The sequence below is a fragment of the Cupriavidus sp. 05N38 genome, assembly GCF_056397345.1.
Genome location: NZ_JBFTNF010000019.1, coordinates 89,518 through 111,051, shown reverse-complemented (window position 1 = coordinate 111,051; position 21,534 = coordinate 89,518). Strand labels below are relative to the sequence as shown.

Annotated in this window: 19 protein-coding genes and 2 pseudogenes; 14 read left to right on the top strand and 7 right to left on the bottom strand. The window is 67.6% G+C overall.

What is annotated here, in order from left to right:
• Positions 1-211 precede the first annotated feature (211 nt).
• Positions 212-1,552: a GGDEF domain-containing phosphodiesterase gene (locus AC1DK4_RS16200; protein WP_441615153.1), complete on the top strand. Its 1,341-nt coding sequence runs from the start codon at positions 212-214 to the stop codon at positions 1,550-1,552.
• Positions 1,553-1,683: 131 nt separating this feature from the next.
• Positions 1,684-1,815: an entericidin A/B family lipoprotein gene (locus AC1DK4_RS16195; RefSeq protein WP_006163387.1), complete on the top strand. Its 132-nt coding sequence runs from the start codon at positions 1,684-1,686 to the stop codon at positions 1,813-1,815.
• A gap of 105 nt (positions 1,816-1,920) precedes the next feature.
• Here AC1DK4_RS16195 and AC1DK4_RS16190 read toward each other — a convergent pair whose 3' ends face one another.
• The 4 genes and pseudogenes from AC1DK4_RS16190 to AC1DK4_RS16175 form a co-directional block, all read right to left on the bottom strand.
• On the bottom strand, positions 1,921-3,642 hold the full coding sequence (locus AC1DK4_RS16190; RefSeq protein WP_441615151.1) for a phospholipase D family protein: 1,722 nt from the start codon (positions 3,640-3,642) through the stop codon (positions 1,921-1,923).
• A 125-nt stretch (positions 3,643-3,767) separates the two neighbouring features.
• The gene (locus AC1DK4_RS16185; RefSeq protein WP_477131643.1) at positions 3,768-4,391 is read right to left on the bottom strand and encodes a bifunctional 4-hydroxy-2-oxoglutarate aldolase/2-dehydro-3-deoxy-phosphogluconate aldolase; all 624 of its coding nucleotides are present in this window, start codon (positions 4,389-4,391) and stop codon (positions 3,768-3,770) included.
• A 202-nt stretch (positions 4,392-4,593) separates the two neighbouring features.
• Entirely contained in the window at positions 4,594-5,529 is a 936-nt protein-coding gene (locus AC1DK4_RS16180; RefSeq protein WP_441615147.1) for a sugar kinase, read from the bottom strand.
• A gap of 50 nt (positions 5,530-5,579) precedes the next feature.
• Positions 5,580-6,655 (bottom strand): annotated as a pseudogene (locus tag AC1DK4_RS16175) (type III PLP-dependent enzyme domain-containing protein).
• Positions 6,656-6,801: 146 nt separating this feature from the next.
• Between AC1DK4_RS16175 and AC1DK4_RS16170 the strand changes: the two are divergent.
• From AC1DK4_RS16170 to AC1DK4_RS16155, 4 genes are all read left to right on the top strand, one after another.
• Positions 6,802-7,695, top strand: a complete 894-nt coding sequence (locus AC1DK4_RS16170; RefSeq protein ID WP_441615143.1) for a MurR/RpiR family transcriptional regulator — start codon at positions 6,802-6,804, stop codon at positions 7,693-7,695.
• Position 7,696: 1 nt separating this feature from the next.
• Positions 7,697-9,190 (top strand): N-acyl-D-amino-acid deacylase family protein, encoded by a 1,494-nt coding sequence (locus AC1DK4_RS16165; protein WP_441615141.1) that lies wholly within the window; start codon positions 7,697-7,699, stop codon positions 9,188-9,190.
• 91 nt (positions 9,191-9,281) lie between these two features.
• Positions 9,282-9,674: a RidA family protein gene (locus AC1DK4_RS16160; protein ID WP_441615139.1), complete on the top strand. Its 393-nt coding sequence runs from the start codon at positions 9,282-9,284 to the stop codon at positions 9,672-9,674.
• A gap of 112 nt (positions 9,675-9,786) precedes the next feature.
• Positions 9,787-11,142: a GntP family permease gene (locus AC1DK4_RS16155; protein ID WP_477131637.1), complete on the top strand. Its 1,356-nt coding sequence runs from the start codon at positions 9,787-9,789 to the stop codon at positions 11,140-11,142.
• A gap of 194 nt (positions 11,143-11,336) precedes the next feature.
• Here AC1DK4_RS16155 and AC1DK4_RS16150 read toward each other — a convergent pair whose 3' ends face one another.
• Entirely contained in the window at positions 11,337-11,720 is a 384-nt protein-coding gene (locus AC1DK4_RS16150) for a DUF1484 family protein (protein ID WP_477131636.1), read from the bottom strand.
• Between the two features lie 277 nt (positions 11,721-11,997).
• Complete coding sequence (locus AC1DK4_RS16145) at positions 11,998-12,489, bottom strand: Lrp/AsnC family transcriptional regulator (protein ID WP_477131635.1); 492 nt, start codon at positions 12,487-12,489, stop codon at positions 11,998-12,000.
• Between the two features lie 162 nt (positions 12,490-12,651).
• Between AC1DK4_RS16145 and glmS the strand changes: the two are divergent.
• The 8 genes and pseudogenes from glmS to AC1DK4_RS16105 all read left to right on the top strand — a co-directional run bounded on the left by glmS (position 12,652) and on the right by AC1DK4_RS16105 (position 20,884).
• A pseudogene (gene glmS / locus AC1DK4_RS16140) lies at positions 12,652-14,480 on the top strand (glutamine--fructose-6-phosphate transaminase (isomerizing)).
• 133 nt (positions 14,481-14,613) lie between these two features.
• A complete protein-coding gene (locus AC1DK4_RS16135) occupies positions 14,614-15,810 on the top strand; it encodes an MFS transporter (RefSeq protein ID WP_441615131.1) in 1,197 nt (398 codons plus the stop codon).
• 277 nt (positions 15,811-16,087) lie between these two features.
• Positions 16,088-16,225: a hypothetical protein gene (locus AC1DK4_RS16130; protein WP_441615129.1), complete on the top strand. Its 138-nt coding sequence runs from the start codon at positions 16,088-16,090 to the stop codon at positions 16,223-16,225.
• Between the two features lie 127 nt (positions 16,226-16,352).
• Positions 16,353-16,799 (top strand): MarR family winged helix-turn-helix transcriptional regulator, encoded by a 447-nt coding sequence (locus tag AC1DK4_RS16125; RefSeq protein ID WP_441615127.1) that lies wholly within the window; start codon positions 16,353-16,355, stop codon positions 16,797-16,799.
• Positions 16,800-16,858: 59 nt separating this feature from the next.
• Positions 16,859-17,422 carry an isochorismatase family protein gene (locus AC1DK4_RS16120; RefSeq protein ID WP_441615125.1) on the top strand — a complete coding sequence of 188 codons (564 nt, stop codon included), beginning with the start codon at positions 16,859-16,861 and terminating at the stop codon, positions 17,420-17,422.
• 40 nt (positions 17,423-17,462) lie between these two features.
• On the top strand, positions 17,463-18,773 hold the full coding sequence (locus tag AC1DK4_RS16115) for an MFS transporter (RefSeq protein ID WP_477131634.1): 1,311 nt from the start codon (positions 17,463-17,465) through the stop codon (positions 18,771-18,773).
• A 293-nt stretch (positions 18,774-19,066) separates the two neighbouring features.
• Entirely contained in the window at positions 19,067-19,396 is a 330-nt protein-coding gene (locus AC1DK4_RS16110) for a hypothetical protein (RefSeq protein ID WP_441615121.1), read from the top strand.
• A gap of 312 nt (positions 19,397-19,708) precedes the next feature.
• Positions 19,709-20,884 (top strand): ABC transporter substrate-binding protein, encoded by a 1,176-nt coding sequence (locus tag AC1DK4_RS16105; protein ID WP_441615119.1) that lies wholly within the window; start codon positions 19,709-19,711, stop codon positions 20,882-20,884.
• Here the strand turns inward: AC1DK4_RS16105 and AC1DK4_RS16100 are convergent.
• Entirely contained in the window at positions 20,865-21,491 is a 627-nt protein-coding gene (locus tag AC1DK4_RS16100) for a DUF6869 domain-containing protein (protein WP_477131633.1), read from the bottom strand. The two genes, AC1DK4_RS16105 and AC1DK4_RS16100, sit on opposite strands and share 20 nt — an antisense overlap.
• Positions 21,492-21,534 lie beyond the last annotated feature (43 nt).

The window sequence follows — 21,534 nt, the reverse complement described above, 5'->3', positions numbered from 1 at the left end:
CCCGCCCCCGCCTGCTGCGCCCGGTCCGCCACCGCGGGCCGCCGGGCCTTCGAAACTTGATCTCCGTCAAGTCCTCGCATCTCCGCACAATCCCTGTATCCCGCGCGCTTCGGGGCGTGCCCGGTCTACCGTATGATCGGGTCTGATGCCGTGCCGCCCACGGGCGCCGCGCGGCAAGACAGCGCTATACGCCATACACAGGGACCCCCCAATGCATCCAGACGCAGACGGCACCGTCGGCACACCGGAGGTGGACCCGCTCGAAACCGGTGATTTCGCCGCCATGCTGGCGGCACGGCGACAGCAGGCGCATGCCACCCAGCGCTTCGCGGTGCTGATGATCCACCTGGACAGGTTTACCCACGCCAGCGAGTTGCTCGGCCCGCAACTGGCGGGCGGCGTGCGCGCGCAGGCGGCCGCGCGCGTCGCCGCCCACGCGCAGCCTGCCGATCTGGCCTGGCTCGGCAACGCTGATATCGGCGCCATCGTGGCGCTGCCGCCGGGGGCCGACGCGCCGGAAGCGGCGCTGCGCCTGGCTCGCGGCATCGCCACCGTGCTGGCGCGGCAGTTCCGGCAGAACGGCTTCGAGCTCTTCTTGTCGTGCAGTGTCGGCGTGGCGCTGGACGATCCCCACAAGCCTGCCGAGCGCAGTGTGCACGAGGCCTTTGACGCCATGCTGCGCGTGCGCAAGCGCGGCGGTGACGGCGTTGCCGGCTGCGCGGTTGCCGCGCCCGCGCCGCTATCCTCCCCGCTGCTGGCGGCCTTGCCGCAAGCGCTGGCGCGCGGCCAGCTCACGCTGAACCTGCAGGCGCGCGCCTCGCTGCACACCGCCCAGGTTTCCGGCTACACCGTCCGGCTGCGCTGGCAGAGCCCGGAGTTCGGCCGCGTGGCCCCGCACGACTTCCTGCCCGCGCTCGAAGCGCTGGGACTGATGGGCGACGTGGCGCGCTGGATGATGGAAACCGCGCTGCCGCTGCTCGATTGTCCCGGCATCGCCGATCCTGTCCAGCTGGGCTTCCTCGTCTCGAGCAATCAGCTGCACGGCACACCTTTGATCGACACCCTGCTGCGCACGCTCGAGCGCCAGCATCTCGACCCCACCCGGGTCTGCATGGAGATTCCCGCCGCAGCCGTGCCCGAGGGTGACGCCGTGGCCGCCGGCAAGCTCCACACCCTGCGCCGCGCCGGGCTGCGCTTTGTCCTGAGCGACTTTGCCGGCGGCCCGGGCGAAAGCGCCAGCCGCGCAACCCTGGAGCGGCTGCAGCCCGACCTGGTGACGTTCAACGCGCGCAGCATCGGCATCAGCGACCGCCCCGACCACGAGAACGCCGCCGTGGCGCGCTTGCAGGCCGCCTGCGAACTGGCAAACCGGCTTGGCGTGCCGGTCTGCGCCAAGGGCATCGAAACCCGCCGCCAGCTGGCCGAGGTGCGCCGCTGGGGTTGCAGCAGCATGCAGGGCTACCTGCTCGCGCAGCCCTTTCCCGTTCAATGGCTGGCGCAGACGCATGCGGCCATCTGCGCACGCGCGCGCGAATTGATGGACCAGTCGTAGGCCGTATTTTCGGCGTTACCCCGACTGCGTTGCGCAGCGAAAAAGTTACAAAAAGCCATGCAAGGCACTGGGATGCTTCGCCGCAACAACTGTAGAATTGCGGCGAACAAATCGACCGAAAGGAGTCTGGCGTGAAAAAAGGATGGATCTTCTGCGTTCTGTTTGCCACCCTGCTTGCTGGCTGCAATACCATGGCCGGCCTAGGACAGGATATTCAGAAGGGCGGCCAGAAGCTCGAAGGCGCGGCTGACCGCAGCAAGTAAGCCAAGCGACAGCGCGCAGGCGCCCGCATGGTCGCCTGGCGGCAAAAGGCCGGCGTCAGTGCACGCCGGCCTTTTTTTGCATGCGGGCCCGGGACCGCACGCCCTTCACAGAAGCTCTTCGGGTGTAAACGGCCCCATCACATCGATCCACAGCCGCCTGGACCAACTGGTATCCGGCTCGGTGTCCAGCACCACCATCTTGTCCCCCCTGCCATCGACCCATTGCACCGCGCCCGCATCGGACAAGCGCAGCAGGTAGCTGTTGTCGTCGATCGCGCCGGCAAACAGCTGCGCCACTTGCTGCGCCAGCCGCGGACTGTGGATGATCAGGCCGGTTTCGGTATTCTGGCTGGCCGAGCGGGGATCGAAATTCATCGAACCCACGAACAGGTTGCTGCGGTCCGCCACTGCGGCCTTTACGTGCAGGCTGGCCTGCGATGAAGAAAAGTCCCCAACGGCTTTCTGCGGCCGGCCAGGGTGCGCCTTCAGTTCGTGCAATTCCACGCCGGCGCGCAACATGGGTTCGCGGTAGCGCTTGTAGCCCACGTGAACGATCGGCGCATCGGTGGCGGCCAGCGAATTGGTCAGCACCCTTACCTTCACACCCTGCCTGACGAGCTTGGCCATCCATGCCACGCCGGCATCGCCAGGCACGAAGTAGGGCGAGATCAGGATGATCTCCTGGCGTGCATCGCTGAGCATGCGTCCCAGCTCCTCCACCATGGTATCGGTGCCTTCGGGCGCCTGATCGGGCGAGGCCTTGTTCGGGGTATCCACCATCACGCTGGCGGCGGCCCACTCCAGCGGCAGCTTGCCGCCCCCGGCGAGCTGGCGGCCCAGGAAGCTGGCGCGCGCATCGATGCGGCCCGGGGGCGTCATGCCCTGGGCCTCGAAGCGCTTGCGTTCCGTTTCTTCGTCGACCAGGGCTTGCTCGGGCCTGGCCGCGCCCGCTGCGCTACCCGCGCCGGAAGCCGCTGCGGCGCCGGTGCCCGTGGATGGCTGCGATGCTGCCGCCAGCTCCTCGCTTGAGGCCAGTTCCTCCACCGGCACCGCCAGCGGGCTGTTCCAGTAGCTGTCGAACGCCGCCGACAGCCGCCGCACGGCCGGCCCGGCGGCGATCACGTCCAGGTCGACGAAATTGGCGTCAGGCGCGCGCAGGAAATACGCGTTGCCGATATTGCGCCCGCCCGTCATGGCCAGCGCGTTGTCTGCGATAAAGGCCTTGTTGTGCATGCGCCGGTTGATGCGGCGGATATCCCCCGCGGACGACAGCATCCGCGTGAACTTGGAAAACCGTCCGGCCGGGAATGGATTGAACATCCGGACTTCGATATTCCGGTGACGCGCGAAACGAAGGAAGGCGCGATCCTTGCCGTCGCTGTGCAGGTCGTCGACCAGCATGCGCACCCGCACGCCGCGTTCAGCCGCGGCGCGCACACGGCGCAGGATCTCGCGCGAGGATTCGTCGGCATCGATGATGTAGTACTGCAGGTCCAGCGTGCGCGTGGCGCGGTCCGCCAGCGTGATGAGGGTGCCGTACGCTTCCTCGCCGGAGACGACCACGTGGAAGCCGGACAGCGCCGGGTCGGGCGAGCTCTGCGCCACCAGCCGGCCCAGCGCCGTGCCGCCGGAATCGGCCAAGGCAGCGCTCTGCTGGCGCGGCACGTCTTGCGGCAGGCTGGCGCAGCCCTGGGCGAACAACGCCAGTGCGCAGGCCAGGGCGCGGCCGAAGCGGCGTACCCATGCGGCGCCAGGCCGCAGGCCGCAGGCCGCGCGCTCTTTATCCGGAGCCGTTGCCGCCGCCGTCACCGCAAAACGCGCCAGCATGCTGACTCCGGCTGTCGGGATACCCCAAGCTTAGAGCCTGGCGCGGCGCGCGGCTATCCGCCTTTGTCCGACGCAGGGGACAAAGGGAGTGAGCGCACCGGCCCGTTCTTGCGCCCCGGGCCTGCTCAGGCTGCCTTGCGCAGTGCGGCGGCCTCGCGCGCCAGGGTACGCACGCGTTCCCAGTCGCCCTTGGCCACGGCGTCCTTCGGCACCACCCACGAGCCGCCCACGCACACCACGTTCGGCAGGGCCAGGTAGGACGGCGCCCGTGCCGCGTCGATGCCGCCGGTGGGGCAGAAGCGCAGTTGCGACAGCGGGCCATACAGTGACTTGAGCATCGGGATGCCGCCCGCGGCCTCGGCCGGGAAGAACTTCAGGAACTGAAAACCGCTTTCCAGCGCGGCCATGGCCTCGCTGGCGGTAGCCACGCCCGGCAGCAGCGCCACGCCGGCGCCTTGCGCGGCCACGGCAAGCGCCGGCGTCAGCCCCGGCGACACGGCGAACTTCGCACCCGCCTCGCCCACGGCCTGGAGCTGGGCCGGCGTGAGCACCGTGCCCGCGCCGACCACGGCGTCAGGGAAGGCAGCAGCGACCGCCTTGAGGGCTTCCATGGCCACTGGCGTACGCAGCGTGATCTCCAGCACGGGCAGGCCGCCGCCGATCAGCGCTTCGCTGACGTGCAGCGCTTCATCGACGGAAGAGAATTCGAGCACCGGGATCACCGGCACACCAGCGAAACGTTCGATCAGCGGAGAGGATTGAGTTGGCTTCGGGTACTTCGGGTACTTCGGGTACTTCGGGTACTTCGGGTACTTCGGGTACTTCGGGTACTTCGGGTACTTCGGGTACTTCGGGTACTTCGGGTACTTCGGGTACTTCGGGTACTTCGGGTATCTCAGGTCGGTCAGCGAGCAGGTCAGCCGCCGCGCGCGGACCATGCCGGCGCAGGCATCACGCGATCACCGATACCGATTGCGCCAGCCGCGCCAGCACGGTGTCGGTGGTCGGGATCGGCTCCACCGCGCCATAGCCCGTGGTGGAAAGCGCCGCCGCCACGTTGGCATAACGCGCGGCCTCGAAGGGATCGTCGCCGGCCGCCAGGCGCGCCACGAAGCTGCCGCCGAAGCAGTCGCCCGCGCCGGTGGCATCGAGCGGGCGCACCGGGTATGGGGCCACCAGCGTGCGCGCTTCGGGCGTCGCCACGTAGGCGCCCTCCTCGCCCAGCTTGAGCGCGACCAGGCCAATACCGCAGCCCAGCAGGTAATCGACGATCGCATCGCGGTCGTTGAGGCCGGTCAGCACGGTGATGTCGTCCCAGCTCGGCAGGCACACGTCGGTCAGCGCGAAGGCCTCGCGCATGATGCCGCGCGCCCGCGCCAGCGTCCACAGGCGCAGCCGCAGATTGGTGTCCAGCGTCACCCGCACGCCGGCCTTGCGCGCGTGTTCCATGGCCGCCAGGCCGGCGTCGCAGGCATGGGTGCTGATGGCCAGGCTGATGCCGGACACATGCAGGTAGCGCGCCTCGGCGATGGCATGGTGCGGCAGGTTTTCGTGGCTGTAGCGGCTGGCCGCCGAACCGTTGCGCAGGTAGTCGAAGCGGTGTCCATGCGCATCGTGGGTAACGAAATACACGCCGGTCGGCGCACCCGCATCGATGCGCACATGGCGGGTATCGACGCGTTCCTGCGTCCACAAGGCCAGCAGGCGCTCGCCGAAGGTGTCTGCTCCTACCGCGCTGATATAGCCGGTGCGGGCACCCTGGCGCGCCGCGGCAATGCAGAAGTTGGAAGTGTCGCCGCCAAAGCCCTGCAGGTAGCGGGTGGGATCGTCGGGCTGCTGGTTGAATTCCACCAGCGCCTCGCCGAAAGCGAGAATGTCGATGCTCATGGTGCAGGCGTCCCCTTGGGTTTGCGTTGTTCCGTTCGCGCTGGCCGGGTTCAGAAGAAGGTCTGGACGATGTCGGTCACCCGCAGGCTGCCGTCCAGCACCGGGATGTGGCGCCATTTGTCGAAGGTCAGGCACGGATGCGAGATGTCGAAGGCGACCATGTCGCCCACCTTGATGTCATCGCCCGCACGGATCTGCAGGTAGGCGTGCTGGTCCATCATGCCGGTCACTTCCCAGTGCGCCGGCACCGCGGCCGGCGCCGCCGTGCCAGGCCGGTAGACCTGGGCCGGGATCGGCATGCCGGCGTCGAAGGCCGCGTCGCGCTTGCCCATGCCGATGATCGCGCGGTCCGGCTCGGGAATCGACTGCACGTACGCCCACAGCTGCAGTGCCGGCAGCAGGCCTTCGCGCATCTTCTGCGCGACCGGGTTGCTGGCCAGGATGCGTTGCTGCGCGGCGCGGTAGATGCCCACGTCATGCGTCAGGTAGCAGCCAGGGCGCAGCACGATATCGATCGGCGCGCCGATCTCGGTGCGCGCGAACTCCTCCGCCACCACGTCGTACCAGGCCGAACCGGCACCCGACATCACAACCGGGCTGCGGCCGAAGCGCCCGGCTCCAGCAAGACCTGGAGCGCCTGTCCGCGGCTGCTGAAGTAGGCGCCGAGCTGGTCCACCAGCTCGGCCGAATCCACCAGCGTGAAGAACTCGAAATCCGGGTCGCGCAGCAGGTCGGCAACGATCTCCATATTGCGGCGGCCCACCAGCTGGTTGGCCATCAGCACGCGGCGCACGCCGTGCGCGTAGGCTGCGGCGGTCTGGTGCGCGGTAGCCAGCGTGATGCCCCAGGCGCCGGCCGCCAGCTGGCGCGCGAACAGCTTGGGCGCCATGGTCGTCTTGCCATGCGGCGCCAGCTGCACGCCATATTCGTGCATGAAACGACGCATCCATTCCAGGTTATGCGCCAGGCGTTCTTCATACAGTACCGCCGCCGGCAGGCTCAGGTCCTCGCTCAGCAGTTGCCAGCCGACCTGGCCTGCCGCGTCGGGCGCCAGCGGCGTCTCCAGCTTGCCCAGCGCCTTGTTGAGCGGATCGATCGTGCCGGCTTGGTACTTTATTTCATGCATGTCTGTCATCGCTGTGAAAAATTCCGATTGACGTAATGATAGCCTTGAAATTACGATATTTCATCCTTGTTATAAAGTAACATCCAAAGCCGGCGACGCAGTTCATTACCCGGCCCACGACCTCACGACCTCACGCCCGCCTGCCCATGTCCGCGCCCTTCGACATCCTGTCCCGCATCGCCGAACGTGGCCCCACGCTGCGCCTGGCCGAGCAGAAGGTCGCCCAGGTGATCCTGGAGGATCTTGCCGGCGCCGCCGCCACCAGCATCAACGAACTGGCGCGCAAGGCCGGCGTCAGCGAAGCCAGCGTGACGCGCTTCGCCAAGGCCATCGGCTGCCGCGACGTGCGCGATCTCAAGCTGCGCCTGGCGCAGGCCACTGCCGTGGGCCAGCGTTTCCTGCAGGCGCAGGGCGCCCGCACGGCCGAGCCGGCTCCGGCCACGCTGGCCGACAGCATCCATGCGGATATCCTGGACTCACTCGAGGTCAACCGCAAGCTGATCGATCCCGCCCATATCGAGCGCGCCGCGCGCCTGTTGCTCGATGCGCGCATGGTCTACGCTTTTGGCATGGGTGGCGGCTCGTCCTTCATGGCCGACGAGGCGCGTTACCGCCTGGCCCGCCTGGGCCGTCCCGTGGCCAGCTACCAGGATGCGCTGCTGCAGAAGATGGTGGCTGCCACCCTGCACAAGGACGATGTCGTGCTCGCCTTCTCAGCCACCGGCAGCGTGCCCGAGATGATCGCCAGCTGCGACATCGCCCGCGAATACGGTGCGCGCCTGGTGGCGGTCACCGCGCTGGGCTCGCCGCTGGCCGCGCGCGCGGACGTGCTGCTGCCGGTGCGCACGCTCGAAACCGATTTCATATTCAAGCCCTCGGCCTCGCGCTACGCGATGCTGCTGGTGATGGACGTGCTGTCCACCCAGCTTGCCTTGCTGCAGCAGGACCAGAGCCAGGACCAGCTGCGCCGGCTCAAGCTCGTGCTCGACACGCACCGCGGCAGCGTCGCCGCGGACAGCCGCCAGCCGCTCGGAGACTGACATGCCCGAACTGTTCGACACCCTCATCCGCGGCGCCACCGTGCTGGACGGGTCCGGCGCCGAAGCGCGCCTGGCCGACGTGGCGCTGCGCGCCGGGCGCATCGCGCGCATCGCCATGCTGGAAGACGGCGCCGATGGCATCGACCCCGGCAGCGCCGCGCACGTGGTGCAGGCCGATGGCCTCGTGCTCGCCCCCGGCTTCATCGACGTGCATACCCACGACGACACCAATGTGGTCCGCCAGCCCGAGATGACGCCCAAGCTCTCGCAGGGCGTCACCACGGTAATCGTCGGCAACTGCGGCATCAGCGCCGCGCCGGTCACGCTGCGCGGCGATCCGCCCGACCCCATGAACCTGCTCGGCAGCGCCGACGCGTTCCGCTACCCGGATTTCGGCGCCTACGTGCGGGCCGTGCAAGACGCGCAACCCGCCGTCAACGTGGCGGCGCTGGTCGGACATACCGCGCTGCGCAGCAATCATATGGACCGGCTCGACCGCACCGCCACGCCGGAGGAAACCGCGGCCATGCGCGCGCAGCTCGAGGATGCGCTGGCGCACGGCGCGCTGGGCCTGTCCACCGGGCTGGCCTACGCCAATGCGTTTTCCGCCACCACCGACGAAGTGCTGGCGCTGTCCGAACCGCTGGCCCGCGCCGGCGCACTCTATGCCACCCACCTGCGCAGCGAGTTTGCCGAGATCCTCGAGGCCATGGACGAAGCGTTCCGCATCGGCCGCCATGCGCGCGTGCCGGTGGTGATCTCGCACCTGAAATGCGCCGGCCTGGACAACTGGGGCCGCAGCGCGGAAGTGCTGGACGCGCTGGAGCGCGCGCAGCGCTGGCAGCCGGTGGGCTGCGACTGCTATCCCTACACCGCCAGTTCCTCCACGCTCGACCTCAAGCAGGTCACCGGCGACTTCGACATCCAGGTCACCTGGTCCGAGCCGCACCCCGACATGGGCGGCCGCCTGCTGGCCGACATCGCCGCCGAATGGGAGACGAGCCTGGAAGACGCCGCGCGTCGCCTGCAGCCTGCCGGCGCGGTCTATCACTGCATGGAAGACGCGGACGTGGACCGCATCCTCAGCCACCCCGCCACGGTGGTCGGCTCGGACGGCCTGCCCAACGACCCGCTGCCCCACCCGCGCCTGTGGGGCGCGTTTCCCCGCGTGCTCGGCCACTACGCGCGCGACCGCGAGCTGTTCCCGCTGGCGGTGGCCGTCAACAAGATGACCGGCCTGTCGGCCGAGCGTTTCGGCCTGGCGCAGCGTGGCTTCGTGCGCGAAGGCTACTGGGCCGACCTGGTCCTGTTCGACGCCGCCACCATCCGCGACGCGGCCAGCTTCACCGACCCCATGCAGCCGGCCGAAGGGATCGCCGCGGTGTGGGTCAACGGCGAACTGTCGTGGCAGCAGCGCAAGGCAACCGGCGTGCGCGCCGGCCGCTTCCTGGCCCGCGCCAGGCCCGCCGGCGAGGACGCCCCGACCGCGCACTGACGGCGCACTGACGGCGCACCGACAGCCCGCAGGCGACCCGACACCCGGTCAATCAACCATCACCGATCAACGATCAGATTCAGGAGTTTCCATGGAAATCAAGCGCTTCGGCGTCGAAGGCGGCACCGGCACCGGTGGCCAGCACATGCCCTTTGCCCGCGCGGTAGCCGCCGACGGCTGGCTCTACGTCTCCGGCCAGGTGCCGATGGTGGCCGGCGAGGTCATCGACGGCGGCATCGTGCCCCAGACCCACCAGGCCATCAAGAACGTGCTGGCCATCCTGGCCGAGGCCGGCTACGGCCCCGAGCACGTGGTGCGCTGCGGCGTGTGGCTGGACGACGCGCGCGATTTCGCCTCGTTCAACAGGATCTTCAAGGAATACTTCGGTGCCAACCCGCCGGCGCGCGCCTGCGTGCAGTCCAGCATGGTGGTGGACTGCAAGGTCGAGGTGGACTGCATCGCCTACAAGAAGCCGGTGGCCTGAGACCGGCCAAGCGCAAGCAAAACACTAAACCGGCCGCCACGCGGCCATTTTCATAGCGGACGCGGGTGAGCCCCGCCGGGCTCGCCGGCGGACCCCGCACACAGGAGACAACATGGGCGCCGTAACAGGAACCACACTATTGCTGTATGCGCTGATCGCCGTGATCGCACTGGTCGTGCTGATCGCGAAGTTCAAGCTCAACCCCTTCATCACCCTGGTGGTCGTCTCGGTACTGCTCGGCTTTGCCGTGGGCATGCCGATGGGCGACATCGTGAAATCGTTCGAAGCCGGGGTCGGCGGCACGCTCGGGCACATTGCGCTGGTCATCGGCCTGGGCACCATGCTCGGCRAGATGATGGCGGAATCCGGCGGCGCCGAGCGCATCGCGCGCACCCTGATCGATTTCTTCGGCGAGAAGAACGTGCACTGGGCCATGGTCACCATCGCCTTCATCGTCGGCCTGCCGGTGTTCTTCGAAGTCGGCTTCGTGCTGCTGGTGCCGATCGCCTTCAACGTCGCCAAGCGCACCGGCACCTCCATGGTGCTGGTCGGCATCCCGATGGTGGCCGGCCTGTCGGTCGTGCACGGGCTGATCCCGCCGCACCCGGCAGCGCTGCTGGCCGTGACGGCCTACGGCGCCGACATCGGCAAGACCATCATGTACGCGCTGATCGTGGGCATTCCCACCGCCATCCTCGCCGGCCCGCTGTTCGCGCGCCTGATGGACCGCTACGTCAAGCTGCCCGATGTCAATCCGCTGGCCGCGCAGTTCACCGAGGAAGACAGCCCCGGCACGCACGACCTGCCGAGCTTCGGCATCACGGTGTTCACCATCCTGCTGCCGGTGGCGCTGATGCTGATCGGTAGCTGGGCAGACCTGTTCACCACGCCGAAGACCTTCGCCAACGACTTCTTCAAGCTCATCGGCAACTCGGTGATGGCCCTGCTGATCGCTGCGCTGGTCAGCTTCTACACCTTCGGCAAGGCCCGCGGCTTCACCCGCGAGAGCATCCTCAAGTTCACCAACGAATGCGTGGCGCCCACCGCCATCATCACGCTGGTGGTCGGCGCCGGCGGCGGCTTCGGCCGCGTGCTGCGCGACTCCGGCATCTCCAACGCCATCGTCGACGTCGCCACCGGCGCGCATGTCTCGGTGCTGATGCTGGGCTGGCTGGTCGCCGTGCTGATCCGCATCGCCACCGGCTCGGCCACCGTGGCCATGACCACGGCCGCGGGCATCGTCGCGCCAATCGCGGCCAGCGTGCCGGGCACGCGCCCCGAACTGCTGGTGCTGACCACTGGCGCCGGTTCGCTGATCCTGTCGCACGTCAACGACGGCGGCTTCTGGCTGGTGAAGGAGTACTTCAACATGACCGTGGCCCAGACTTTCAAGACGTGGTCGGTTTGCGAGACGATCATCTCCGTGGTGGCGCTGTTGCTGACGCTGGCGCTGGCTACCGTGGTCTGATTGGCGTTATCCGCGGTGGGGCGCGCGCCCCGCCTCGGCTTCGCGGCCSGGGTCGTGACCGGGCCGCCACCTCCCTCCTCCCATCACGAAGACGTTCCTGCGATCGCCGGCGGCAGACGCCGCGCACCCCAAGAGCGCCACCTAGGAAAGAACGGCAGCGCCATCCCGGCGTCGCCGTTGGTGTGCCCTGCCCTTTACAGCATCGCCTGCACCCGGTTCACGGCCACGTCGAGCTGCGCCTTGAGTGGCGCAAGCAGGCAGTGCACCTCGTGACCGGGGGCGGACAAATCGCCGTCCGCTTCGAGCAGCCGCAGCACTGCGCCAATCCCTGCACTGACACGCAGCAATGCATCACAGCCGTCCTGCGCGGCGCACTGGATGCTGCTGCGAGCTTCGTCAAGTTGACAGGCCAGTTCCTGCACCCGCAGTCGCTCCGGGGTATCCGCAGGAAAGGTGACTTGAATCAGTTCTGCTATCAGATCAGCTTGCCGGGGAAKAGCGAACGCTGGTGGATCGATATGAGTGGATGGCTCAGAACGAGCAAAAGTACTAGGCATGACGGCCTCCAGTGACTTCATGGACGGCCCGCCGCTCATTTCCACGTGAGGGTGGCGGGCCCGCAGCGGAGGTGGAAATACCGGCGTCACAAGCTCCGGCCAGCCCGAGAGCTGCCCCGCCCGGCCCGCCATAGGAAAGCTATAGGCGCGCGCGAACGCAACGGACGAAAAAAATGCCGCAGATAGCGGCAGTCCGCTTGTGACGAATTTCGGGTTTCCACGCCCGGCCACCCTTGTTTGGGGTGACGTGTGGGATTCTCCAGCAGCCGCACGCCCATGTCAAATCCGGACTTCCGCCCTAATCTCGGCCACCCACATTCCCGCCCACCGGCGCATTCGCCTCGAACTTGGCCCGATGCGTGGAGAAGAACGTGCGCACGTTGCGGACGTTCGAAGCCCCGGCGAACAGCCGGCGTGCGAACGCGTCGTAGGCAGCCATGTCGGCCAGTTCCACCGTGACGACGAAATCCGGGCCGGGCGATACCCGGTAGCACTGGGTGACCGCCGCCTCGGCACAGATATAGGCTTCGAAGGCGTCGTGGTCCTCGGCGGTCTGGCGGTCCAGGYTGATCTCGATGATCGCGGTCAGCGGCGTGCCGGTCTTGTGGTGGTCCAGCACGGCGATCTCCCGCTGGATGACGCCGCTCTCCTTGAGCCTGCGCACCCGCCGCAGGCATGTCGGCGCGGACGCATGCACACGCTCGGCAAGCTCGGTGTTCGAGATCGCCGAATCCGTTTGCAGGATCCTGAGGATGCGCAGATCGAGATCGTCCAGGGGCACGCCAGTCACGAATACTCCATATCAAGCCGCATTGAGATGAAAGAAAATTTCACCATGAATACTAGTAGCTCGATTATTTCATTGGCCTTTAAATAATGAAAGAAAATTACATAACACCCACCCTACCATCCTGACCACTGCCAGTTAGGCTGATCACGAAAGGGAAGCAATATGTGCGGAATCGTTGGCGCCGTCGCGCAGCGGGATATCGTCCCGAATCTTGTCGAGGGCCTGAAGCGGCTGGAGTACCGCGGATACGACTCGTGCGGTGTCGCGCTGCATTCGGATCGCAAGCTGGTGCGCGCGCGCAGCGTGGACCGGGTCGCCGCCCTGCAGGCGGACATCGCCCGGCAGGGCTTGCAGGGGTACACCGGCATCGCCCACACGCGCTGGGCAACCCACGGCAAGCCGGTCACCGACAATGCCCATCCGCACTTCTCGCCGCGCGAGGATGCGGCGCGTATCGCGCTCTCGCACAACGGCATCATCGAGAACCACGAGGAGCTGCGCGCCAGCCTGGAGAGCAGCGGTTATGTCTTCGCCAGCCAGACCGATACCGAGGTGATCGCGCACCTGGTCGATCAGCTCTATGACGGCGACCTGTTCGAGGCGGTGAAGGCGGCGGTGCCCGGCTGCGCGGCAGCTTTGCCATCGCGGTGCTGTGCCGCGACGAGCCGCACCGCCTGGTGGGCGCCCGCAACGGCATGCCGCTGGTGGTGGGCGTGGGCGAAGGCGAGAACTTCCTGGCCTCCGATGCCATGGCGCTGGCCAATGTCACGGACCGGATCGTCTACCTGGAAAACGGCGACGTGGTGGATGTGCAGCTGCATCGCTACTGGATCGTCGACGCGGCCGGCCAGCGCGCGGAGCGCCCCGTGCAGCAGGTGGCGGCGCACGGCAGCAGCGCCGAGCTGGGCCCCTACCGCTACTACATGCAGAAGGAGATCTTCGAGCAGCCGCAGGCCGTTGCCGACACCTTGCAGGATGTCACCGCCATCATGCCGGAGCTGTTCGGCGACAAGGCGTGGCGCGTGTTCAATGGCGTGGATTCGGTGCTGCTGCTGGCCTGCGGCGGCAGCTACCATGCCGCGCTGACCGCCAAGTACTGGATCGAAAGCCTGGCCGGACTGCCGGTCAGCGTCGAGATCGCCAGCGAGTACCGCTATCGCGAGAGCGTGCCCAACCCGCGCACCCTCGTGGTCGCGGTATCGCAGAGCGGCGAGACGGCCGACGTCCTCGGCGCGGTCGAAGTCGCCAGGCGGCAAGGCATGCAGCACACGCTGGCGATCTGCAACGTTCCCACCAGCGCGCTGGTGCGCGAATGCGCCCTGACCTTCATCACGCGCGCGGGGGTCGAGATCGGCGTGGCGTCCACCAAGGCGTTCACCACGCAGCTGGTCGCGCTATTCCTGCTGGCGTTGACGCTGGCACAGATCCGCCAGCGCCTCTCCGAGCACGACGAGCAGCAGCACCTGCGGGCGCTGCGCCACCTGCCGGACGCCATAGGCAAGGTGCTGGCCCTCGAGCCGCAGATCATGGCGTGGTCGGAGCTCCTGGCAGGCCGGGAGAACATGCTCTTCCTCGGCCGGGGCATGCATTATCCGGTGGCCATGGAGGGGGCGCTGAAGATGAAGGAGATTTCGTACATTCATGCCGAGGCCTATCCTGCCGGGGAACTCAAGCACGGCCCGCTGGCGCTGGTCAGCAACGAGATGCCGGTGGTGGCGGTCGCGCCCAACGACCGCCTGCTGGAAAAACTCAAGTCGAACATGCACGAAGTCAGCGCGCGCAGCGGACGCTTGTTCGTGTTCGCGGACAGCGACTGCGGCATCGCGCCAAGCCCCGGCATCGAAGTGCTTCGCCTCACCGAGTACTACGGGCCGCTGTCACCGATCCTGCATACGATTCCCATGCAGCTGCTTGCGTACCATACCGCGCTGGCCCGCGGCACCGACATCGACAAGCCCCGCAACCTGGCCAAGTCCGTGACGGTCGAGTAGGCGCTTTCCGGTGCCGGAAGCCTGTTCTATGCTTAGCTACGAAGTGCGTGGCGTCGGGGAAGTGCCGCCGCACGGCCCCCGATGAAGCCCCCGTTCATCGGCTGCGTACCGACGAGTCGGATCGGTGAGACAAATGCGCGCCGTGGTCTTCTGCGCTGTGCAATTCCTGCTTGCGGTCACGTGGACGCTCTACCTCGCGTTCCTGCCGCAGCTGGCGGCGCAAGCTGGCATTGCGAAGCAGCATATCGCCTGGATCCTGCTGATGGACCAGGCGATCTTCGTCGCGACGGATTGCGCGCTTGGCATCGCGGCGGACCGCGTCGCGAATGCCATGCGGCATCTGGGCGGCTGGATCCTGGCCCTGAGCGTAGCCTCGGGCGCTGCCTTTGTCCTGCTGCCCAGGACGACTTCACCCATCCTCCTGATCGGACTGACCGCGCTATGGGCCGCGACATCGTCCGCGCTGCGCGCGCCGCCGATGGTGATCATCGCCAGGAGGACACACCGGTCGGCGGCACCCTTCCTTGTGGCGTGCTCGCTCCTGGGCTTGGGCGTGGCTGCCGCGCTGGCGCCCATGCTGACCATATGGATGCGCCACGTTTCGCCGACCTTGCCGTTTGCCGTGGCAAGCGCGGGGCTGGTCGCCGCCGTCATGGCGTTGCGCTGGCTCGATCATCTGCCCGAGCCCGGTGCCGCCGACAGGCAAGGCGCGCCTGGCGAGAAAATCCGCGCCGCCTGGCTGTTCTTTGCTGCCGTGTGGAGCCTGGCGCTGGGATTCCAGGTCCACACCGCCGTCAATTCGGCGCCGGCCTACATGCGCTTCGCGCCGGCTGCCGATCTGGCGCGTTTCATGCCGGCCTTCTGGATCGGCTTTGCCGTCTGCGTGTTGCTGCCGCGCGCGGCGGTCTTCAGGCGATGCCCCGCGCACGTGCTGCTGCTGGCGGCCACCGCGCTCGGCGCGCTCGCGCTTTGCGGATTCACCGCCGCGCCATCGCTCGCCTGGGTGCTGGTCATGCAATGCGCCGCGGGCGGCTTATGGGGCGTGATCTTCGGCACGGCCGCCAATGCGGCCCTGGATGCCGGCCGTGTCGGGCGCGAAGGCAGGTTTACCGGCCTGGTCTTCGCGCTGTCCGCGCTGGCGGCCTTCATGCGCATCGCCATGATGGCCGCCGGCGCGGGCAGGCACCCGGACGTCGCCGCCGTGCTGCCGTGGCTGCCGCCGCTGGCCTGGGGCATCGCGGCGATGCTGCTTGCGCTGTTCTTCGCGGGCAACCTTGCCTATTTCAACGGGCAGGCGCGTCTGGCTGGCAACGTACCGGGTGCCGGATGAGCAACAGGCGTGACGAGGTCAATCTTCGATGTTGGAGCACCGCCACGCAGGCCGCCCCGCCATGCGGCGCATCAGGCGCCGCAATGCGCGCGGATGTGCACGATGCGCTGTTGCAACAGTGTTTTTGAGCAATCGCTCCAATCCGGGTATTGGATTCGGTACACCTAGGGTTTATACTAGCCCCTGTCTCCTCCTTGTCTCCAAGACATGGATTCAACCCGCCCCTCGTGGGCGGGTTTTTTTTCATCCGTAGGTCGCCGGCCCCGGCGATGACAGCATGAAACGTTTCGCCGTATTTGCCGTGGCAAGCTGGTCCGCTGCCGCACTGGTCTATTTCGGGCAACACTCGTCGGCCATGCTGGCGCTTAGCTGCATCGTGGTGCTCGCCGGACTCGACATCGCTACCGGACTCTGACCGGACCACCCCAGGCCTGCCCCTTGCGGCCGGCCTTGCGCCTGGCGTCACATTCCCGGTGGCGCCTTGACTGCCGCCCATTTGTGAAGGTAACCTTCACAGACACCCTTCACATCTCCCTCCCACCATGAACGCTCCACACAGCGATTCCGACACGGCGCATGCCCTGGCGGCGGAGCTGCGGGTCGTACTCGGCAAACTGACCCGGCGCTTGCGCGAAAAGTCGCATTTCAGCCATCTGAGCTGGACCCAGCTGCGCGTACTGCTGCGACTGGAGCGCGACGGGCCGGCCACGGTGTCGGCCCTCGCACGCGCCGAGGGCATGCGCCCGCAATCCATGGGCGAAACCGTATCCGCCCTGAAGAGCGCCGGACTCGTCAGCGGCGCGCCGGACCCCACGGACGGGCGGCAAACCGTCCTGTCCCTCACGCCGGCCTGCGTGGAAGCAGTCAGGGCCGGCCGCGCGGCGCGCGAGGACTGGCTGTTCCACGCCATCGAAACCAAGCTCGCCCCGGCAGAGCAAGAACAGCTCGCGGGGGTCGTCGGACTGCTCGCGCGGCTGGTGGAGTCCTGACTCCCGGCAAGCCGCTTGCGCACAACCACCATCGCCCTGATCACCGCAAGGAAGACAGCATGACAACGACCACGCTCGACCCCAGGACCGCCCTCATCGTCATCGACCTGCAACAGGGCATCGTGTCATACCCCACCGTGCATCCGGTGGGCGGGATCGTGGAGAACGCCAGCGCACTGGCCAGCGCCTTCCGCGGCCACGGCCTGCCGGTAGTACTCGTGAACGTGGCCGGCGGCGCCCCGGGCCGGGCCGAACAGGCCCGCAACCTCGGGCAGCTGCCGCCCGGGTGGACCGACCTGGTCCCCGAACTGAACCGGCAGCCCGCGGACCACCTTGTGACGAAGCGGACCTGGGGCGCGTTCACCGGCACAGGCCTTGAGGCGCATCTCAGGAGCCTGGGCGTCACGCAGGTCGTGATTGCCGGCATCGCCACCAGCATCGGCGTCGAATCGACCGCGCGCCAGGCGCAGGAACTCGGCTTCAACGTTACCCTGGCCGTGGATGCCATGACCGACATGAACCCCGACGCCCATGCCAACAGCGTCACGCGCATCTTCCCGCGGCTGGGCGAGACCGGCACCACGCAGGAAATCATCGCACTGCTAGGCCGAACCCGCGCATGACCGGCCCCGCCCGCACGACCGCGAACCGGGGCACACCATAGTGGCCAGCACCTTCCGTTCACTGCGCACCTTCAACTACCGCGTCTGGGCCGGCGGCGCCATCGTATCCAACATCGGCACATGGATGCAGCGCACCGCCCAGGACTGGATCGTCCTCACCCATCTCACGCGCCACAACGCGACCGCCGTGGGCATCGTCATGTCGCTCCAGTTCGGGCCGCAGATGCTCTTGCTGCCGCTCACCGGCTACGCGGCAGATCACCTCGACCGGCGCAAGCTCCTGTTCGCGACGCAGGCCACCATGGGCGCGCTGGCGCTGGGGCTGGGCATCCTCACCGTCACCGGGCTGGTGCAGCCCTGGCATGTTTACCTGTTCGCCTTCCTGCTGGGCTGCGTCACCGCGTTCGACGCGCCGGCGCGCCAGACCTTCGTCTCGGAACTGGTCGGCGAGGCGGACCTGTCCAATGCCGTGGCGCTGAACTCCACGTCCTTCAACGCCGCGCGGATGATCGGCCCGGCCATCGCCGGCGGCCTGATCTCGGCGGTGGGCTCGGGCTGGGTGTTCCTGATCAACGCGGCATCCTTCGCGGCGGTGATCGGCTCGCTGAGCCGCCTGCGCCTGCACGAGCTGCACCGGAAAGAGAAGACGCCCCACAGCCGCGCGGGCCTCGCCGACGGCTTCCGTTATGTCTGGAAGCGTCCCGACCTGAAGGCGGTACTGCTGATGCTTTTCCTGATCGGCACGTTCGGCCTCAACTTCCCGATCTTCATCTCCACCATGTCGGTGGGCGTCTTCCACGCCGGCGCCGGCCAGTACGGCCTGCTGTCATCGACCATGGCCATCGGCTCCGTCACCGGGGCGCTCCTGGCGGCCCGGCGCGCGAAACCCAAGGTCACGCTGCTGGCGAGTGCCTGCGCCGTGTTCGGGATCGGCTGCACGCTGGCCGCGGTCATGCCCGGCTATGCGTTGTTCGGTGCCGCACTCGTCATCATCGGCATGTCCGCCCAGACCATCACCACCTCGACCAACAGCCTGGTCCAGCTCTCCACCGAACCGGCCATGCGCGGGCGCGTGGTGGCGATCCTGCTCGCCATCGTGCTGGGTGGCACGCCGCTCGGCGCGCCGGTCGTCGGCTGGGTGGCGGACCGCTTCGGCCCGCGCTGGGCGCTTGGCATCGGCGCCGCGGCAGGTTTCTCGGCGGCGCTGGTGGGCATCTGGTATCTCAGGAAATACGGCAACCTGCGCGTGCGCATGATGGCCGCACGCTTGCGCGCCGACGACGGCGGCCCCGAACCCGCCGTGGCAGCCCGGCGATCCGGGCAACAGGCCGGCGAACAAGAAGCCCGGTAGCCGAAAGCACGGCCACCGCGTATGCTCCGCATGCGGTCCGCTGCGGTCCGCATGCCAGTGCCTGCGGGCGCGCATCACAGCCAAGCAAGGACAACGCGCGATGAACTGCGTGGACCTCGTGCGCAATCTCGATCCCGGCCGCGCCAACCGTCCGCCGCGCGAGCAGGGACGGCGGCGCCCGCGTGCAATGTGCCAAGCCGCGCTTTATGACAGTTGTCATAATCTCTTCATACTGGGAAGCAGGAAGCCTCTCCTCCCGGACGATAGAATCAAATCCTAACTGGAGGAAAAAAATGCCAAAAAAGCCAAGGAAAGCCGAGGAGTCGATCCCGGCCACGACCACGGCGCAAGGCCTGATCGCCCTGCTTGACCACATTGCCAACGCCACCGCGCAAGGCCAGCTCGATCCCGAGTTCAGCCGCAAGCTCGGCAAGCGCGCACGCAAGGAAGCCGACACCCTGATTGAAAGCGAGGCGCTCTCCCCCGCCCATGGCACGGCCGTCAAGGCTGCCCTGGCCACGCTGGAAGAATCGATCGCGAACAGCGAAGGCGGTCTGCTGGGCAAGGCAGTCAAGCGCCTGCGTGACGCCGACAAGCGCGCGTCGGAAGCCCCCGAGACGTAAAACCGAACGGCACGGGACGGGCTCCGGCCCGGACCGGCGCGCTGCGTCGCCAGCGCAACGGCAGGCAGCAACCAGATGCATGCCTGATTCAGCGGCCAGGTCGCTGGCAGTTATTTCGACATTTATTGAAATATCGAAATAACTGCCCCACGATACCGGCATGAACCCTCCCCCGGATTCTGCAAGCGCTACTCCCGATTGCACCGATTGCACCGAACGCATCACCCCCCTACACTCTGCGTCCAGTGCCCGCGCCAGCACATCCGCGGCCCGCGCGCCGCGTACCAGAGCGCAACCATCCAGGAGACATCGATGATTCTTGCCCCCTTGCTGCGCGCCCTTGCGGCCTGCGGCGCGCTTGCCGTGGCGTCCTCGCCCGCGCACGCCGCCGAGCCGGTCAAGATCGGGTTGATCGCGCCCTTTTCCGGCAGCTTTGCCGACTACGGCAAGCAGATGGAGGGCGGCGTCAAGGCGTTCCAGAAGCTCAACGGCGACACCGTGGCGGGACGCAAGGTGGTGATCATCAGCAAGGACACCACCGGCCCCGCGCCCGACGTGGCCAAGCGGCTGGCGCAGGAACTGGTGGTACGCGACAAGGTGGATGTGCTGGCCGGCTTCGGCCTCACGCCGGAGGCCCTGGCGGTGGCCCCCATCGCCGAGCAGGCCAGGAAGGCAATGGTGATCTTCAATGCGGCATCGTCTTCCATCACGACCAAGTCCGGCTACATCGCGCGGGTCTCAATGACCCTGCCGCAGATCTCGGCGCCGATGGCCACCTGGGCCATCAGGAACAAGGTACGCAAGGTGGTGACGCTGGTGGCGGACTATGCGCCGGGCATCGATGCGGAAACCGCATTCAAGACCAATTTCATCGGCGGCGGCGGACAGGTGCTCGAGTCCATCCGCGTGCCTCTGCGCAATCCCGAGTTCGCCCCCTTCATCCAGCGGATCAAGGACGCCAGGCCGGAGGCGGTGTTCCTCTTCCTGCCCGCTGGCGAACAGGGCGTGGCCTTCATGAAGGGATTCCGCGAGCGCGGCCTGGCCGAGGCCGGCATCCGCGTGATCGCCACCGGCGACCTGACCGACGACCACGTGCTGCCGGCCATGGGCGACGCCACGCTCGGCGTGATCACGTCCTTCCATTACTCCATGGCGCACGATTCGCCCGAGAACAAGGCCTTCCTGAAGGCCTTCGCCGAGACCAACCCGGGCGCGGGCAGGCCCAACTTCATGGCGGTGGCCGCCTATGACGGCATGCACGCCATCTACGACGCGCTGAAGAAGACCGGCGGCGTCACCGACGGCGACAAGCTGCTGGCCGCGCTCAAGGGCATGAAGATCGCCAGCCCGCGCGGCCCGATCACCATCGATCCGGCCACGCGCGACGTGGTGCAGTCGGTCTATATCCGCCGCGTGGAAAAAGTGGGGGGCGAGCTCTACAACGTGGAGTTCGACAAGTTCGCCGACGTCAAGGATCCGGGGAAGTAGCGCGTGCCGCGTGCCGTGCAGCCGCGCACGCGCGGGCCGGCCCCGCCGGATCCCGCTCGCCGGCGCGGCGCGCAAACGCCGGCGGCACGATGCGGGCGGGCGCCTTGCCCGCGCCGTCCGCCTGCCCGGCCTGCCCCGCCTGCGCGGCGCTGCCCGCGGCGGGCTCGCACGGCTCGGCATTCACGCGCACCTCATAGCAGACCCACATCGCGCGCTGCGGCACCTCGTTGAAATTGCCATCGCTGGCGGCCAGCACGCGCGCCCATACCTCGGGCGTGGAGCTGCGCCACACATTGCACAGCAGGCGGCGAAAGCGCGGGTCGCGCGCGGCCTGCTGCTCGATGCGCCCGATGAATGCCGGACCGTGGTACTCGATCAGGTCTTCGAGCTCGCCGGCTGCCAGCGCGGCGAGCACCCGGGCGCTGTCGGTGCGGCCCAGGACAGCCAGCACCAGTTCCCAGAGCCCCGCCGGGTCGTTGACGCAGAGCCAGTCGCAGGCCTGCCACACCCAGAACGAACGTACCTCGTGCCGGCCAATGGCCGGGTCATACCGGCTGTAACGCTTGATATAGGCGTTGACCAGACGCTTCTGCTCATGGGTTTCCATAGTCCCCCGGAACTACCCGCCTTGAAAGGAATGGGCTTGGCCC